The following is a 14,227-nucleotide window of genomic DNA, read 5'->3' as shown; positions in this document are numbered from 1 at the left end:
TTGTTGAAAAAAGTTGTCCATAAAAAAAAGAGACTGCAACGTCTCTTTTAAGTCTTTTGGGAATTACTTCTTTTTAGCTTTTACTACACGACCGCCTTTTGCGTATTTATAGCCTTTCTTTAAAGTTCCATTTGCTTTCACGCCTACCTTAGGGGTGCTTCGCTTTTTTGTTTTCTTTGTTGCCATGTTTATGGATTTTGAGAGTTAATAAAGATTTTAAATTTGGAGTTCTATCTGATTGCCTTTTATCTTTTTTTCTTAAATCTTTCGTGGTTACACCAGTTGCAAATTCTCCCAAATAATTGGTTAATGGTGCCGGTTGGAAGGCAAGACCTTTGAGTACGCCTGCAAGTGATAATTGCGTAGCATCTTTATTATGCTCAAATCTCCATCCAGCTATAAATTGAAGGACTTCTTTTTGGCGTGGGTGTAATTCAACCAAGATCTGATTCTCCTGCAGTGGTGCTATTTTTGGTTCAACTGGATCTGGAGCTTTAGAATTTAATTTTTCAATTTGAAGTGTTAAGAGTTTATTGGCCTCATTAGCTGAATGATTGGCCTCCAAAATAGATTCAAGAATTTCTAGTTCAGAAATTTCTTCACCTTCAAACTCTACTTGTCTGATTTCTGCAAATTTTTCAGATAGATCATTAGGTAAAACTTCGATAGATTTTTCAACTTCAATAGTTTCTGGTGCAGGTTTGTTTTCTTTTTCGGCTGCAAGAGCTTGCGATAAAGAAGAAACTTCATCTGTGAGAGCTTTTAACTCATCTTCCTGGGCTTTATGAATTTCAACTATTTTTAGAAGTACATCTCTAAAATTAGAAGCTTCTACGTTGTGATCCTTTTCTAAGGATGTTAAGTATTCGTTGATTACAGACTTCTCATAATCTGATACCCGAAAACTTACTTGATTGGATGTTGGTATTTGATACATATTTATTTTATTTTTTGGTTTGTTATTTGTATATTTGTTTTAAATAGTAACGTTTAGGACGTTCTGCGTTAGGATTCAATCATAAAGGCAACTATTTATATAAAGGGAGTTTTCTAGCTCCCTTTCTTTTTTGAATTATACATTGACACTAAAAAGATCCTTTTCTAAGGATGTTAAGTATTCGTTGATTACAGACTTCTCATAATCTGATACCCAAAAACTTACTTGATTGGATGTTGGTATTTGATACATATTTATTTTATTTTTTGGTTTGTTATTTGTATATTTGCAGTGTTCCGTAGAGAGATTTTTAATACTGAAAAGCGGATTAGACTATTGAACTAAATCTACCGTTAGCCTTTTGGTCAGGTATTAGAGAGCTCTCTTTTTATCTTTTATATCTTCCTTATAATTCCATGATCATAGAAATACGTTTTATCAGCTGTTTCTTTTACCTTAAACCATACTTCGTACATTTCTTTTTCAAAGACAACTATATCATAGAAATTATGAACTCCTTTCACATGTTTTGAAGTTTCTTTCTTAGTATTTACATCTGGTCCTATGTAATAAGAATTAGGTAATATTTTTATTATATCTTTAATGATTCTCATTTCAATATCTGGATATTTCTTGTAATTTCTTCTTAAAGTATGTTTCATTCCAGACTTAGAAAACTCTACTATCTTACCTATAGGGAGTGAATAGAATTTTTTATTCTCCCAATTATTATCCTCAATCCAAACTGCTAAAGATTTCTTTAACTCTTTAAGGTATTGTATTCTCTTTTCTTGCTCGTTTTTCATCTTACTTCAAAAATGAAAACAGTTCGGTGCATCTCCCTGCTTTCGTCTATCCTCTTAGCTGTGTTATCTGCACTTAGCACAGCCCTTCTATGGTTCTATTTCATCTGCTAGCACTGCTATTTACCGTCTTTTTAACAAAAAACACTGTATTCAATTGATAGCACTGTAATACAATCCGTTAGCAAGTCAATAGCAGGTTGATATCAGGGTGCTATCGGGTTGCTTACAGCTGAAACCAAAAACACTGCTATTCTGCTAGCAGGCACAAATATCAAACTGGTTAATATGAGAAACAAGCGTTTTTGAATTTGGGAGCGAGAATAGATACTACTCGTATCGGAATCCGCAACTAGTAGTATCGGAATCCGCAACTGATAGCAGAATAGTAGCAATGAATAGCAAAAGATGAAATGGAGATTAGTGAAAGAAAAGCAATCAAATGATATATCGTTTTAAAAATATTTCTCTCGGTTTTTCGAACTACTACACTAGCTACTCACTACAAACCATTTTTTTGTCGTTCTGTAACCCTTATAGAGTATGAGTAGTAACTTGTAGTAAGTAAAAAAAAATCTACTTACTACGTTACTCACACTAGATACAATAAGGGTTATAGATTAGTTTGTAGTAAGGTAGTAGGTTATTTTTGAATAAACTTTTTATAAAATTGATAAAAAAATGCTTTTATTGAGATTTTTAGGTACAAAAAAACGCCCTAATTTCTTAGGACGTTTTCTTTATAATTTTTATCTTTTTATTTATCTCCATAATGACCAATTGCAGAAATGATAACAACAGTTACTATGTGCTTTTCTATTTTATACACAAGTCTATCTTTGCTGTTAATTCTGCGAGACCAGAATCCTGTTAAATTCCCTGTTAGTTGCTCTACTTTGCCAGTTCCTGTCTCTGGATGAACTTTTAATTCTTCAATAAATCTTTGAATTTTATTCATGGTTGTTTTATTTCCAACCTTCTTATGTTTAGATAAATCATCTAATGCTGTGGAAGTATATTCTATTTTATACTGTCCCATATATTAGCTGTTTTTATGCTTGAACGCTTGTCTTTTTTATAAGATTCTAATATCTTCTTTTCGTAAGGCGTTATTGATTCATCCATTACCTTTACAAAAGATAGCGTTTTTACGTATTCAGCAAATGTTTTAGCTGCATTACTCCGTAAATCAATTTTTATAATCATAATTTCCAGTCTTTATACAAAGATAACGTATTTTGTTGAGAAAAGTTGTTATTGAGGTTTGGCAAAAAAAACGCCCTAATTGCTTAGGACGTTTCTTGTAGCGGATATTGGATTTGAACCAATGTTCTCTTGGTTATGAGCCAAGCGAGATAGACCACTTCTCCAATCCGCAATGTATCTTTAAATTAAGCCTAGTTCTTTAGCTTTTTTCTTATCGTCTTTATCGGTCATTAATACTTTAAAAAATGATTCTGCGGCATCTTCTTTTTCAGAAGGTTTAAATTCTCCATGCTTCATGTGAATTTTAAAACTCTTCGGAAGTTGGCCTCCAAATAGTTTTTTTACCTTTTCTATATAACTCATTTTCTGTAACATGTTATTATTAATATTTCTATTTATAAAATCGTTTGGAAAGACTAAATGATGCGGGAAGCATTAATAAAAAATCAATTGATTTCTTGTAATTAATTTCATCATAAGAACCGCCTTGTTTTCGTAAGTTTTTATAATATTCTTCCCGTTTAATCCAATAATTCACTTCACTGGGTATTCTCCATACATTCTTATCTTGAATTAATCCACTTAAAACCCACTTTTCTATTAAACGAGAGGTTCTGCCATTTCCGTCTGCAAATGGATGAATATTTACAAACGCTAAATGAGCCATGGAAGCATAAAAGAATTTTTCATTATAAGTTAAGTCTTTTCGTTTCTTTATTTTATTGATCTCATCAAAGAAAATATCTAATTCTTGCTTTAAATTCTTTACTAAACATCCTTGATATATAGAAACCCCCATCCAGTTTCTTATACTTACTTCCTTGTCTCTTATTTTTCCTTTATACCTTTCGGATATATCTGAATTAGCGCTTAGAATCGTGTGTGCTTTCAATACATTTTCGAAATTAAAAGCATGAGTCTTCGCAAATTCATAAGCTTTAATTAAATCATCTACTTGATCCATTTCTTTGCTTTGATGATTCGTTTCTTTATTAAATAAATAATTATCTAAATCAATGCTACTGCCCTCAATCATTGTAGAGAAAATAGAACTACGTGTAAAAGCGAACAAATAAGTATCTGTTTCAGTTTTTCTTAATTTATTGAAGTGTTTCGACAAAGAATATCTTTGATGCTTCTTATAATCATTTAGTAAATCACTATTTAATATTATTTTCTTCATACTTCAAATATATCAAATTTACGAATTAACTTCCTTTTTCTACAATATAATATCCCCATCGAGGGTAGTCGTATCCTTCTGATCGTTTGCTTACGATTTTGAAGCCCAGGGCATGAAGTGCTTTTCCTATTCTGGATTCATGAGTTCGTTCCATCGGTGCTTTTTGTGATAAGATTAGCTTAACATCTGTTGCTGTTTTGAAATATATATCCTGTTCTGCGAATGTATTATCTCTATAATTATTCATGTTTGGAGGGAAAAAGAAACGTTGAATGAGTTCCTGTTCTACTGAACGTACAGTAAATTTCTTGTTTCTACGTTCGTTTTCGGCTATTTCTGTAATGGTAATATCGTATTTGAATTGATTGTGATATAAATAGTAAGCCTGTGCCCAAACACGGTTAATATCAATATCCTTTTTATAGTCAAAATTTATTTTTTCTGTTAATTCAAAACATAACCAACGCACTGATCCTGTTTCATCATTTAAAAACTGACTTTCATTTGTGCTTCCTACGAAATTGGCACGTCTAATTAATCTTGTCTCTCGAGCTGCATACGGTAAACGGCCTTTGAATACATCTTTAGAAAGAACAGATTTTAATTGGTTGATTTCTGCTTTGTTGAACGTTTTTCCAACTTCGTCCAGATTAACTATGAAATTAGTACACATGGAAATTAACCCGTCTTTATCTAAATTGGGATTTTCTGTAATGTAACTTTCTAAAATAGGAGGACAAAGCCAACGGCAAAAGGTTGATTTACCACTATTTTGACCATCATGCACCAGGATAAATGCTTGCTTGTTTATTTGACCATAAGCACTGCACGCTACGCTTCTGACAAACATCTTTTTGAATTGTACTTTTAAAAATTCTCGGTCATCTTCTGGAACTGGTAGATATTCTTGAAGCTGCATGATATAATCAGGTTCCGTTTTGGGATCATAAGGCTTTAAATTTTCAAAATAGTCTATAATTGGATTGAATTTAGGTACAAACGTACTTCCAAGCATTGCTTTGAGTTTACCTAATGAGAAATTAATATGATTAATAGCTAGTTCACGGTAAACATCATTTTCATTTAACTCTTCAAACTTTGCTTCGGGTTCATCTTTAGGTCGTATCTCTACTTTATTGGAAACTTCGTTGGCATGAATCTCATAACGTTCTGTTATAAAGTCTTCGACCATTTCCCAAATACTTCCTGGAGTGGTTGGTGTTTTTATCTGCTCTTCCGGTTCTTTGATTTCAGGTAGTTGTTTTTTGTCAAACAGGAAATCATTTAAAATATAATCTGCTAAGTCGTAGCCGTCTGTTCGGTTTGGAAATAAATCAACGACTTTAAAATTTTGTTTATAGGCTTTTAGTTTGTCGATAGTTGAATTATTCCTACCTGCTTTATCGGCATCGCATAAGTAATAAATCTTTCGGCCATACAACACAGATATTGTTTCTCCTGTTAAGCCATTAGAACCTCCTGTGGCCAACCAATCAAAAGTAGGATATTGTGCAGCTGCTAATACGGCTGTTTTTTCGCTTTCCACTAAACAAACCGTTTTCTTTTTGTCATTATCCAATAAATGAGCTCCGTACAAACAACGACTGTATTTCTTTCCTTTTGGTGCTTTTAGGTAAAATGGATACTTGGCTTTATCACGTTTACAGTTGTCTGCATATTTAATGGTTTTTACGTTGTAAATATTCTTCTTATCTGAAATAATAAAGCACGTATTCCCAAATTTATCTGTACCCACATTCCATTTTGTTAAATGGGTTAAATCAACCAGGGCGTGACCATATAAATACAGATGAAAATCACTTGTTTGGTTATTAATTGTGTCTTTTACCTGGTCCGCTTTTAGAAAGATTTGTTTAGGTTCTTTTGTTTTTGGCTTTTTAATTTCAATATTGGCAAGTTCTGCTTGTACTTCATAAGATTCTTCATGTGGATTGTTAAAATAACCACAATTGTTTTCACGGTCGCATTTACCATATTGACGTGGCAGATCTTCGTAAAAACGAAACGTATCTTTATGTCGGCAACTCGGGCATTCACCTTTCTTTGCCGGGGATTTTTCAAATTCAAACTTCATAATTTTTACGATAATGCCCCTTTTAACCCCGAGCAGATCTGCTCGGGGTAAATTGGAAGCTGATTAATAACTAAATTCCTTTCTCTTTTAGGAATTGGTGAAACTCTTTGCCATCTACATTCTTACACAGCTTTAAAAACTGGTCGAAGTAAAAATAAAGGCTGATAAACTCAGGTTTTTCTTCTCGGAGGTCGCTGCCTTCATCGTGCATAAAGTTTAAATAGATTTCCTTGAGATGATCACGCATGGTTTCGCGTTCGTCTAGGTTTGCAGGAATCATTTCCCACACATGGTACAGTAGATCGCGTATCGCAACCTGTTCTGCATTTAATTTTTCTTCTTGCATAGTCAAAAAATTGTATGCGCCGCTCCTCCTAAGGGTTGCAAGAACGATTGAAAATCGGACTGGCTTCCTTTCGGGTGAGCCACCACAGGGGAGGGCGGCATATCGTAAAAAAATATTGATTGAATTTTCGTTCAATCGTTCTTGCACGACAAACATACAATTAAAAATTAAAAAGTGAATAAAAAGTTTAAGAAATTTTAGAAATCTCCTTTTCTAATGGATCTACAAGAAATGTCCATTTGTCCATCTTCCCAAGTTAAATCTCCATAAAACAACTGTACCTTGGCAAATCGTTCTTTATCTAAGAACTGTGTTGTCATTGGGTTTTTAGCGTTATGTAGAAAATCAGAGAAATTGGCAGTAACAACCTTACCATCTTCGAAATGGCACTCCAAAATGTAATCCTTGATGTATTTTACTTCTACGATTTTCATTTCAAGTCGTTTTTGGTTATTACTCTTGTTTTTACCTTTTTATTCAGAATGAAGAAATCATTCCATGTGGCTAAGATATTGTATTTTTCCATATTTATTAAATTTTTGAGTTGCTTTAATTTTGAAGGAGGAAAGTCTTTCATTCCTTTAATTTTAGTGTAGGTTGTTCTTACAATCTTACCGTCTTTGGTATAGAACGATACTTTCACTTCACAATCATTGTACTTTGCGTGAACGTGTACAGGTCGGTGTTCTGCACTATGGAATAAGATGTATATTCCTACATATTCGTATAGTCTTGGCATAATTAAAATAATTTGGGTTGTTGGATTAATTTAAAAAGGAAGCCCGTCTATGTCATAACTATCTGGGCGACAATCTTCTGTTTTAAACATTTGTAATTCAAAAGATTTAATCGAACAAAGTACATACGCTTTCTTCATGTGAATCTTCGCTAATCTTTGTGCTTCCAATTCTGCACTTGCTAAATTAGGATGTTTATATGCTGGAGTTCTTTCTCCTTCTAAAAACACCATAAAAAAACTTTTTTTCTCTTTCATAGTTAAAATAATTTTGGTTGTTCAATTAATTCCACGTCTATTGCCTTTAAATCCTTATTAATAGCCTTGCGTTGTATTTCCAGTTCCTGAAGCTCCAGATATTTTCCTTCGGACTCTTTGAGTTCTTCCTTTATGTTATGGATTTTCGTGTCAACATCCATTTTGTTTAGGAGAAGTTCCTTGCGGTTGGTGATAATACCGTGGAAATGGTTGTAGAGGATATCGTAGCAGGTTAGTTTATATTCCCATAATTCTTCACTATCGGAATTTAAAGAAAATATCCATCCGTAGATGTATTTTTCTGGTAAACAAATCATTTTTCGCATCTTTTTATCGGTGGCAACCATTGTCTGTTCAGACAATAGTTGAGACAATTTTTGATGTTCTTTTAGGTTCTTAAATTGACGAATATAATCGATATTTAACGCTTCGCAAATTGGTTTTATGGCTACCCAATACGTGCCGTTTACACTTAGGAAAACGATGTTTTTCCCGTTGAATTGTAAAAACTTTGTGTGTGTCATAATTAAAATAATTTTGGTTGTTGGATTAATTCCTTATCCAAGTTTTTCAATCTCTTATTGGCTTCTTTATCCTCCTTTTCTAAGGAAACAAGACGTTGATACTTCTCATTATCCTGTAATTCTTCTTTTAAGAGTTGCATTTCATCTCGAATGGTTATCTTTTCTTCCAAAAGTTCACGCCGTCCTGTTATTACGCCTTTGAAGTGTTGGTATAGAATATCGTAACAGGTACGTTTGTATTGCCAAAATTCTTCATTAGGAGAATTGATAGAAGCTATCCATCCATAAACGGATTTTTCAGAGATACAAACCATTTCTTGCTTCCTGTTTTTGCTGTCACGCATTGTAGTTTTATACAACGCGTCGGTGTAAAATTTGTCTTCTGTCAATTTCTTATATTGACCTACATAATTAACTCCCAATGCCTCGCAAATGGGTTTTATGGCAATCCAGTTTTCGCCATCTTTGTTGGTAAACCAAATGGTTCTGCCATTGAATTGTAAAAATTTTGTGTGTGTCATAATTAAAATAATTTGTGGTTAATTTTTTTTTATAAGTTACTAATCAATAAGCCATATCTTCATATCTATACTCAAAGCGAATTTTATCGCTTTCTTCGTATTGTTTGGAGAATTGCGTTTTTGTGGTAGTAAAATCTTCATCCAGGAGTTTCTTCTCATGGTTAAAGGTTATTCTGTCAATGCTTACATGAGTAAGGACTTTACTATCAGCACTTTTTTTGATGTACTGATACTCGGGAGCTTTCCCGGGTTGAAAGGTGCAAATGAGTGTTATCATATTGTTTTTTATCTATTTTGTTAATAATTTCTTCCAGGGTAATAAAGCCTTTCAACTTTATATCCCAATATTCTTTGCAAGTTTGATCGCTAGGTGTTAACCGGGTATTAAACCGAGTTTCGTACTTTATAAGATACTCCAGTTTAATCTGATCGTTTACTTCTTTGAAGGAGTGGGAGACTGTCATATTTTATTGATTTCGTTAATAATAGCCTGTCTTTCGTGCAATGGCATTTTTTTCTAATGCTTTCCTCCAGCGTACTTTTTTTCTTTTAATTCGTTGCCTTTCTTGTCTACCATGGCCAACGAATGCAGTTGTGGCTAATTTTAATTTTGAAATGTCATAATTGAAATAGATTTTTTCAGTTGCAACTCCTCCTCTTGTCATGGATTGCGTTTCTGCTGTGTTAAAATTCATCTTCGTTACCAGGTGTTCATCATAGAAGTCATTTGGATAGTGAGAAACCATAATCTTAGCACCAACATCGTTTAGTTTTTTAATTAAGTCAAAAAGGGCTACGTGTTCCTTGGCAGAAAATTCGCATTCATAAATATCTACGTTAGATCTTCGTCGTGTTGTCATTAAATAAGGATGATCAATGTAGAAAAACGAATTAGAATAATCTTTTGGATATTCGTTAAGAACTTTAAAATAATGCTGAATTGCATCTACATTATTTAATGATACATTGTAATTATACTCAAATTTCTCCCGAAGCTGGTTAAATACTTGAACCGATTTTTCATAGCAGTAAAAACGTTCTGCAGTACAGTCATTTTTAACCAGCTTTTCAGTAATGACTCCGCCACCTGCAAAGAGTTCAATAATGAATTTTCTCTCTGGAATATGATTAATTATAAATTGATAAAGTCCGCTAGCTCTTTTTGATCCAGGGTAGTTATTTATGTCTAATTTCATACTATCGTTAATTGAATGTTATACTTATACACCTCCTTTAATCGTTGTGCATATTTGTCTTTATCGACCTTATGTGTATTTTCCCAATGCACAAATAAGATTCTTTTTCTACTGTTCACCCGCCCAGAGGTCTGTCGTTGGTGGCAGTAATATCTGTTTTTATTGCTTTTTCTCATACCACCCCAATTTTAAACTTTACCGCTTCCAGTAATTCTCCTGTAAGCTTCGCTTTTCGATACAGCCAGCGGAAATAGCTTGTATCAGCAATTTCCCACACAAAACGCCCTTTGTATTTTCCAAATGGCATCTTGATTTGCTTGTAATTCGTTGGCATTTTAAACATGTTTCTTCTTTTTAAAGAAATTAAAATCCGTCTGCAAACACTTCTTTTTCTTAGAAAAGAGTTCCTCTACTGATATCTGAAAGAAAGAGGCAATGACAGGTAACTTATCAGAAGGGATGTTTCTCCCATCCCCTTCTTTTATATAGATCCAACTCTTCCATGTACCAGGAGATATCTTCAAAGCTTCCGGAAAGAACTTCCACGAGATTTGATAATCCTCATGCGAGAGCTGTTGCAGGTAATAGTGGATTTTGTATTTGTACATGGGTGCTATTTTATATCATAAACTCGCTTAATATCCTCCTTGTATGTGTCGTAATGGAAGAGTGATGGGTATTTCATATTAGAACAATATTTTCCATCTTGGGTATAAGAACGTGCTCTATCTTTATCATCGAATACAACCCAAATAGGGTGATTATATGATGTAATTCTTTCCACCTTCCCTTTCCCGTGAACTGTTGAAAAAACGATATCACCTTTCTTGAATTTTCTAGGTTCTTTTTTTGCTAGATATTTCTTATATTCTTTTGCGATTAGTTCACAGTACGCTGTAAAAAATTCTTTTGTTTCGTTCTTCATAATCCTTAGTTTATATTAAATTCTTTTTTAATATCCTCCTTGTAAGTGTCGTAATGGAAGAGTATAGGAAATTTTTCATAAGAAAAGTTTTTTCCATCTTGGGTATAAGTAAATACTTCATCACTATCATCGAATACAACCCAAATAGGGTAGGTTCCTTTTGTGATATCTTTCACCTTCCCTTTTCCATAGGCTGTTGAAAAAACGATGTCACCTTCCTTGAAATTTCTCGTTTTTTTTGCTTGATATTTCTCAAATTCTTTTGCGATAGCTTCACAGCACGCTAGAATAAATTCTTTTGTTTCGTTCTTCATAATCTAGTTTTATAATGTTCTAATAAATAACTCTCTTAACTCTGACTTTTTCCAAAAAACACTCTTACCACCTTCACTAAACTTATACTTGTTTATTATCCCATCTTTTGCTCTTCGGTCTAATGTTTGCCGTGAGATACCAAATAAGGCACGCGCCTCCTTGGTGCTTAGGTATTCTTTCTCTTCTTGTTTGCCTTTTTTTCCCATTGCGTAAAATTTTAATTGGTTACGTATGGACAAATGTAAACAATTTTTCGATTATCGCAAATTAATATTTCTTTTTTCGCATATAATTTAGATAAAAACGCACATATAATTAATAATCAATGATTTAAATTTGAGAATATGGATGTAGTTAAAAATATAATTGAAATACGTAAGCTAAGGAATGTTAATCAGGAGCTTATAGCTGATGTATTAGGTGTAGATATCTCGACAATAAGTAAAATTGAGAATGGAAGTAGGAAACTAAAAGTCGATGAACTTTCTAAAATCGCAGAATGTTTGCGAGTTAATGTAATTGATTTATTTACTTATCCAAAAGTATATGTAGATAAAGATAGTATTGATAGCTCTGAACGTATTTCGGTGACATTTGAAGTTAGTCCGGATAAAAGAGATTATTTGTTGAAAATGGTAACTGGGGAGAAATGAAGATACCTTTTTGTTCTTGGAGATTTTGGCTTTTGATTGTATGTATATTATTTCTTCTATTTGTATCCTTTCAATTAGGCGGGATCGTAGAACAAAGAAAGTTTTTAGTAAAATTTATTGCTAATGATAAAGTTCTTCAAGCTACAGATTCTTTTTATTCCGGATCATGGGCAATTTTCACAACCCTTTTTGGGATTCTAGGTATAGTTATGGGAATTATTTTCCCATTGTATCAAAGTAATCAGCAAGAGGAGAAAAACCAATCTTTTTACAATGAAGTAAAAAACGAAATGCAATCTTTAAAATTAGAAATAGAAAAACAGAAAGAAGATTTATTAAATAGAGAAGATAATCTTCAGGAAATGAAAGATGACATCATAATAGAATTGATTGAAGAAAGAAGGGTAAATGATATACAAAAAATAGCGAATAATACTAATCTATCGGTTACTGAAAGATTAGAAGATATTAGTTTGTTGAGCGACTTTAGGACGATTAACAGCTACAATACTATTTTAGATATAATAGATGGTCTTTCTCGTGAAGATATAATCAAATCGGATGTTTCAGAAAATATACTTAACATAATCTCTGTTTTTAATCCTATTAAAGATTCATCAAAAGAACTACTAAACATTGCTAAATCTACAATTGATATTGGTTATTCACTAGTTCAAGAATCTTTAATAAATAATAAGAAAATCAATAAATCCACAAAAATAGGGCTTCACATTTTTAAAATTATGTACCGGTGGTATCATACTGTTGAAGGGGTGAGTGTTTACATAGATGAAACGTATGAAAAAATTATAGAAAAATTGAATGAAGCTAACATGAAAGACGTTCAGGATATACAACTAATGAAACAGTTAGTTCAAATTTTTAAAGAAGATTTGAAAACGTCGAATAAAGTCTTTCCAAAATTGCCTGATTCTATATATAAATTAACTAAAGATTAACCCGATTTGTGTTACTTGTGTTACCACTCAAACCGTAATAAACTGAATGATAGGAATTTGTGTGAGAAAGTTTGAATCCTGCCGAGGTCACGAAGAATGCAAGCCCATTGAATTTTTAATTCAATGGGCTTTTTCATACCCAATTTGTCTGAAAGCCCCGCTTTCAAGCAAATTAGATACAAAAAAAGCCCAATTTCTGAGGAACGAAGAAATGGGCTTGTATTCGGAATTCGGAGCGAGAAAGGTTCATGAAATAATCCTGCCTAACTTTCAAGCAAATTGGGTATGAAAAATCCCAATTTCTGAGAAACGAAGAAATGGGCTTGCATTCGGAATTCGGAGCGAGAAAGGTTCATGAAATAATCCTGCTCTGCTTTCAGAAAAATAAAATTAAAAAGTCTACTCCCTAAAAGAATTTCTTACCTTCCTTAACCATTCTCTTTAGCATTGGACTTGGTCTATATCTATCTTCACCATATTCTTCAAATAAGTTTTCCAAACGCTGAAGTACATGATCAAGTCCAATTTCATCTCCCCACTGTAATAAACCTTTTGGATAATTCACCCCTTTCATCATTGCCAGGTCGATATCTTCTTTAGAAGCTATTCCCCAGAATAAAGTGTCAGCCGCTTCATTGATAAGCATAACTAATATTCGGTTAAAAATTTCTTTTCCCAATTGTTGATCTTGATTGGGTTGTGGCATTTCTACTCCTTCGCTATAATCATAGTAACCCCTACCCGATTTTCTACCTAAATAACCAGCTTGAGCGTGACGTTTTTGAGTAAAAGAAGGCTTAAAACGAGGTTCATTATAAAAAGCATGATAAACTGATTCGGTTACAGCATAGTTTACATCATTTCCAATATAATCCATTAATGTGAAAGGCCCCATTCTAAAACCACCAAAATGAGTCATAGCCCAATCTATTGTAGCGAAATCAGCAATACCTTCTTCATAAATACGTAAAGCTTCACCATAAAAAGAACGTGCCACACGATTCACTATAAATCCAGGCGTATCTTTAGCTAAGACAGTTATTTTGCCCCAAGAATCTATCAATGCTTTAGCTGTATTCTTTATAGTTTCGTTTGTTTGAACTGCAGGAATAATTTCAACTAGAGGCATCAATGGAGCTGGGTTAAAGAAGTGAATCCCAATCATTCGAGTTGGATTTTTCAATACGGATCCTATTTCTGCAATTGGAATAGAAGATGTGTTGGAAGCTAATATACAATCATCACCAACAATTGATTCTAACTGAGAAAAGACTTTATGTTTCACTTCTACATTTTCAATTATAGCTTCTATGACAATACCTACTCCGCCAAAATCCTGCATATTAGTAGAATACTGAATTCTGGAAATTAATTGATTGCTATAATCTTCAGTCCATTTTCCTTTTTCAATTTGTTTTTGAGAAAGTTTAATCAAGGAAGATTTTGCCTTCTCCACTGCGTCAGCGTTCACATCTACTAGAACAACTTCATGTTCCGCTTGTGCCGCAACTTGTGCAATACCAGCGCCCATAGTTCCGGCACCTAAGACTCCTACTTTTATCTTACTCAT

General features: G+C 33.1%; 22 protein-coding genes and 1 tRNA gene. 2 read left to right on the top strand and 21 right to left on the bottom strand.

Features of this window, described 5'->3' with window-relative positions; all coding sequences use genetic code 11:
- Positions 1–148 precede the first annotated feature (148 nt).
- The 20 genes from M9897_06440 to M9897_06345 form a co-directional block, all read right to left on the bottom strand.
- Complete coding sequence (locus M9897_06440; GenBank protein ID MCO5268514.1) at positions 149–937, bottom strand: hypothetical protein; 789 nt, start codon at positions 935–937, stop codon at positions 149–151.
- A gap of 395 nt (positions 938–1,332) precedes the next feature.
- A complete protein-coding gene (locus M9897_06435) occupies positions 1,333–1,743 on the bottom strand; it encodes a hypothetical protein (protein ID MCO5268513.1) in 411 nt (136 codons plus the stop codon).
- A gap of 754 nt (positions 1,744–2,497) precedes the next feature.
- On the bottom strand, positions 2,498–2,779 hold the full coding sequence (locus M9897_06430) for a Txe/YoeB family addiction module toxin (protein MCO5268512.1): 282 nt from the start codon (positions 2,777–2,779) through the stop codon (positions 2,498–2,500).
- A gap of 265 nt (positions 2,780–3,044) precedes the next feature.
- Positions 3,045–3,118, bottom strand: a tRNA-Met gene (locus tag M9897_06425).
- A gap of 8 nt (positions 3,119–3,126) precedes the next feature.
- Entirely contained in the window at positions 3,127–3,309 is a 183-nt protein-coding gene (locus M9897_06420) for a hypothetical protein (protein MCO5268511.1), read from the bottom strand.
- A 28-nt stretch (positions 3,310–3,337) separates the two neighbouring features.
- On the bottom strand, positions 3,338–4,129 hold the full coding sequence (locus tag M9897_06415; protein MCO5268510.1) for a Fic family protein: 792 nt from the start codon (positions 4,127–4,129) through the stop codon (positions 3,338–3,340).
- A gap of 25 nt (positions 4,130–4,154) precedes the next feature.
- A complete protein-coding gene (locus M9897_06410; GenBank protein ID MCO5268509.1) occupies positions 4,155–6,224 on the bottom strand; it encodes a DUF6371 domain-containing protein in 2,070 nt (689 codons plus the stop codon).
- Between the two features lie 70 nt (positions 6,225–6,294).
- Complete coding sequence (locus tag M9897_06405) at positions 6,295–6,570, bottom strand: hypothetical protein (protein ID MCO5268508.1); 276 nt, start codon at positions 6,568–6,570, stop codon at positions 6,295–6,297.
- A 197-nt stretch (positions 6,571–6,767) separates the two neighbouring features.
- On the bottom strand, positions 6,768–7,004 hold the full coding sequence (locus tag M9897_06400) for a DUF2442 domain-containing protein (GenBank protein MCO5268507.1): 237 nt from the start codon (positions 7,002–7,004) through the stop codon (positions 6,768–6,770).
- Positions 7,001–7,309 (bottom strand): DUF4160 domain-containing protein, encoded by a 309-nt coding sequence (locus M9897_06395; protein MCO5268506.1) that lies wholly within the window; start codon positions 7,307–7,309, stop codon positions 7,001–7,003. Before M9897_06395 ends, M9897_06400 begins: the two co-directional genes overlap by 4 nt.
- Before the next feature lie 30 nt (positions 7,310–7,339).
- Complete coding sequence (locus M9897_06390; protein ID MCO5268505.1) at positions 7,340–7,564, bottom strand: hypothetical protein; 225 nt, start codon at positions 7,562–7,564, stop codon at positions 7,340–7,342.
- Between the two features lie 2 nt (positions 7,565–7,566).
- Positions 7,567–8,088 carry a phage antirepressor N-terminal domain-containing protein gene (locus M9897_06385; protein ID MCO5268504.1) on the bottom strand — a complete coding sequence of 174 codons (522 nt, stop codon included), beginning with the start codon at positions 8,086–8,088 and terminating at the stop codon, positions 7,567–7,569.
- A 2-nt stretch (positions 8,089–8,090) separates the two neighbouring features.
- Complete coding sequence (locus M9897_06380) at positions 8,091–8,609, bottom strand: phage antirepressor N-terminal domain-containing protein (protein MCO5268503.1); 519 nt, start codon at positions 8,607–8,609, stop codon at positions 8,091–8,093.
- A gap of 43 nt (positions 8,610–8,652) precedes the next feature.
- Entirely contained in the window at positions 8,653–8,886 is a 234-nt protein-coding gene (locus M9897_06375; protein MCO5268502.1) for a hypothetical protein, read from the bottom strand.
- Positions 8,887–9,088: 202 nt separating this feature from the next.
- The gene (locus M9897_06370) at positions 9,089–9,805 is read right to left on the bottom strand and encodes a DNA adenine methylase (protein ID MCO5268501.1); all 717 of its coding nucleotides are present in this window, start codon (positions 9,803–9,805) and stop codon (positions 9,089–9,091) included.
- 172 nt (positions 9,806–9,977) lie between these two features.
- Positions 9,978–10,139: a DUF3820 family protein gene (locus tag M9897_06365; GenBank protein ID MCO5268500.1), complete on the bottom strand. Its 162-nt coding sequence runs from the start codon at positions 10,137–10,139 to the stop codon at positions 9,978–9,980.
- A gap of 1 nt (position 10,140) precedes the next feature.
- Entirely contained in the window at positions 10,141–10,413 is a 273-nt protein-coding gene (locus tag M9897_06360) for a hypothetical protein (protein MCO5268499.1), read from the bottom strand.
- Positions 10,414–10,418: 5 nt separating this feature from the next.
- Positions 10,419–10,730, bottom strand: a complete 312-nt coding sequence (locus M9897_06355) for a hypothetical protein (protein MCO5268498.1) — start codon at positions 10,728–10,730, stop codon at positions 10,419–10,421.
- 5 nt (positions 10,731–10,735) lie between these two features.
- Positions 10,736–11,044 carry a hypothetical protein gene (locus M9897_06350; GenBank protein MCO5268497.1) on the bottom strand — a complete coding sequence of 103 codons (309 nt, stop codon included), beginning with the start codon at positions 11,042–11,044 and terminating at the stop codon, positions 10,736–10,738.
- Positions 11,045–11,053: 9 nt separating this feature from the next.
- Complete coding sequence (locus tag M9897_06345) at positions 11,054–11,251, bottom strand: helix-turn-helix domain-containing protein (GenBank protein ID MCO5268496.1); 198 nt, start codon at positions 11,249–11,251, stop codon at positions 11,054–11,056.
- Positions 11,252–11,389: 138 nt separating this feature from the next.
- Here M9897_06345 and M9897_06340 point away from each other — a divergent pair, with 138 nt between their 5' ends.
- Positions 11,390–11,698 carry a helix-turn-helix transcriptional regulator gene (locus tag M9897_06340; protein ID MCO5268495.1) on the top strand — a complete coding sequence of 103 codons (309 nt, stop codon included), beginning with the start codon at positions 11,390–11,392 and terminating at the stop codon, positions 11,696–11,698.
- Entirely contained in the window at positions 11,695–12,657 is a 963-nt protein-coding gene (locus M9897_06335) for a hypothetical protein (protein ID MCO5268494.1), read from the top strand. The genes M9897_06340 and M9897_06335 overlap by 4 nt, the downstream gene beginning before the upstream one ends.
- A gap of 406 nt (positions 12,658–13,063) precedes the next feature.
- Here M9897_06335 and M9897_06330 read toward each other — a convergent pair whose 3' ends face one another.
- Complete coding sequence (locus tag M9897_06330) at positions 13,064–14,227, bottom strand: 3-hydroxyacyl-CoA dehydrogenase NAD-binding domain-containing protein (protein MCO5268493.1); 1,164 nt, start codon at positions 14,225–14,227, stop codon at positions 13,064–13,066.

This window comes from Brumimicrobium sp., assembly GCA_023957385.1.
GTDB lineage: Bacteria > Bacteroidota > Bacteroidia > Flavobacteriales_D > Crocinitomicaceae > Brumimicrobium.
This window is presented reverse-complemented; position numbering and strand designations above follow the sequence as displayed.

Bases quoted from the DNA above. Each gene is read 5' to 3' on its own strand.
- M9897_06440 (MCO5268514.1), bottom strand. From the start codon at position 937: ATGTATCAAATACCAACATCCAATCAAGTAAGTTTTCGGGTATCAGAT.
- M9897_06435 (MCO5268513.1), bottom strand. From the start codon at position 1,743: ATGAAAAACGAGCAAGAAAAGAGAATACAATACCTTAAAGAGTTAAAG.
- M9897_06430 (MCO5268512.1), bottom strand. From the start codon at position 2,779: ATGGGACAGTATAAAATAGAATATACTTCCACAGCATTAGATGATTTA.
- M9897_06420 (MCO5268511.1), bottom strand. From the start codon at position 3,309: ATGAGTTATATAGAAAAGGTAAAAAAACTATTTGGAGGCCAACTTCCG.
- M9897_06415 (MCO5268510.1), bottom strand. From the start codon at position 4,129: ATGAAGAAAATAATATTAAATAGTGATTTACTAAATGATTATAAGAAG.
- M9897_06410 (MCO5268509.1), bottom strand. From the start codon at position 6,224: ATGAAGTTTGAATTTGAAAAATCCCCGGCAAAGAAAGGTGAATGCCCG.
- M9897_06405 (MCO5268508.1), bottom strand. From the start codon at position 6,570: ATGCAAGAAGAAAAATTAAATGCAGAACAGGTTGCGATACGCGATCTA.
- M9897_06400 (MCO5268507.1), bottom strand. From the start codon at position 7,004: ATGAAAATCGTAGAAGTAAAATACATCAAGGATTACATTTTGGAGTGC.
- M9897_06395 (MCO5268506.1), bottom strand. From the start codon at position 7,309: ATGCCAAGACTATACGAATATGTAGGAATATACATCTTATTCCATAGT.
- M9897_06390 (MCO5268505.1), bottom strand. From the start codon at position 7,564: ATGAAAGAGAAAAAAAGTTTTTTTATGGTGTTTTTAGAAGGAGAAAGA.
- M9897_06385 (MCO5268504.1), bottom strand. From the start codon at position 8,088: ATGACACACACAAAGTTTTTACAATTCAACGGGAAAAACATCGTTTTC.
- M9897_06380 (MCO5268503.1), bottom strand. From the start codon at position 8,609: ATGACACACACAAAATTTTTACAATTCAATGGCAGAACCATTTGGTTT.
- M9897_06375 (MCO5268502.1), bottom strand. From the start codon at position 8,886: ATGATAACACTCATTTGCACCTTTCAACCCGGGAAAGCTCCCGAGTAT.
- M9897_06370 (MCO5268501.1), bottom strand. From the start codon at position 9,805: ATGAAATTAGACATAAATAACTACCCTGGATCAAAAAGAGCTAGCGGA.
- M9897_06365 (MCO5268500.1), bottom strand. From the start codon at position 10,139: ATGCCAACGAATTACAAGCAAATCAAGATGCCATTTGGAAAATACAAA.
- M9897_06360 (MCO5268499.1), bottom strand. From the start codon at position 10,413: ATGTACAAATACAAAATCCACTATTACCTGCAACAGCTCTCGCATGAG.
- M9897_06355 (MCO5268498.1), bottom strand. From the start codon at position 10,730: ATGAAGAACGAAACAAAAGAATTTTTTACAGCGTACTGTGAACTAATC.
- M9897_06350 (MCO5268497.1), bottom strand. From the start codon at position 11,044: ATGAAGAACGAAACAAAAGAATTTATTCTAGCGTGCTGTGAAGCTATC.
- M9897_06345 (MCO5268496.1), bottom strand. From the start codon at position 11,251: ATGGGAAAAAAAGGCAAACAAGAAGAGAAAGAATACCTAAGCACCAAG.
- M9897_06340 (MCO5268495.1), top strand. From the start codon at position 11,390: ATGGATGTAGTTAAAAATATAATTGAAATACGTAAGCTAAGGAATGTT.
- M9897_06335 (MCO5268494.1), top strand. From the start codon at position 11,695: ATGAAGATACCTTTTTGTTCTTGGAGATTTTGGCTTTTGATTGTATGT.
- M9897_06330 (MCO5268493.1), bottom strand. From the start codon at position 14,227: ATGAGTAAGATAAAAGTAGGAGTCTTAGGTGCCGGAACTATGGGCGCT.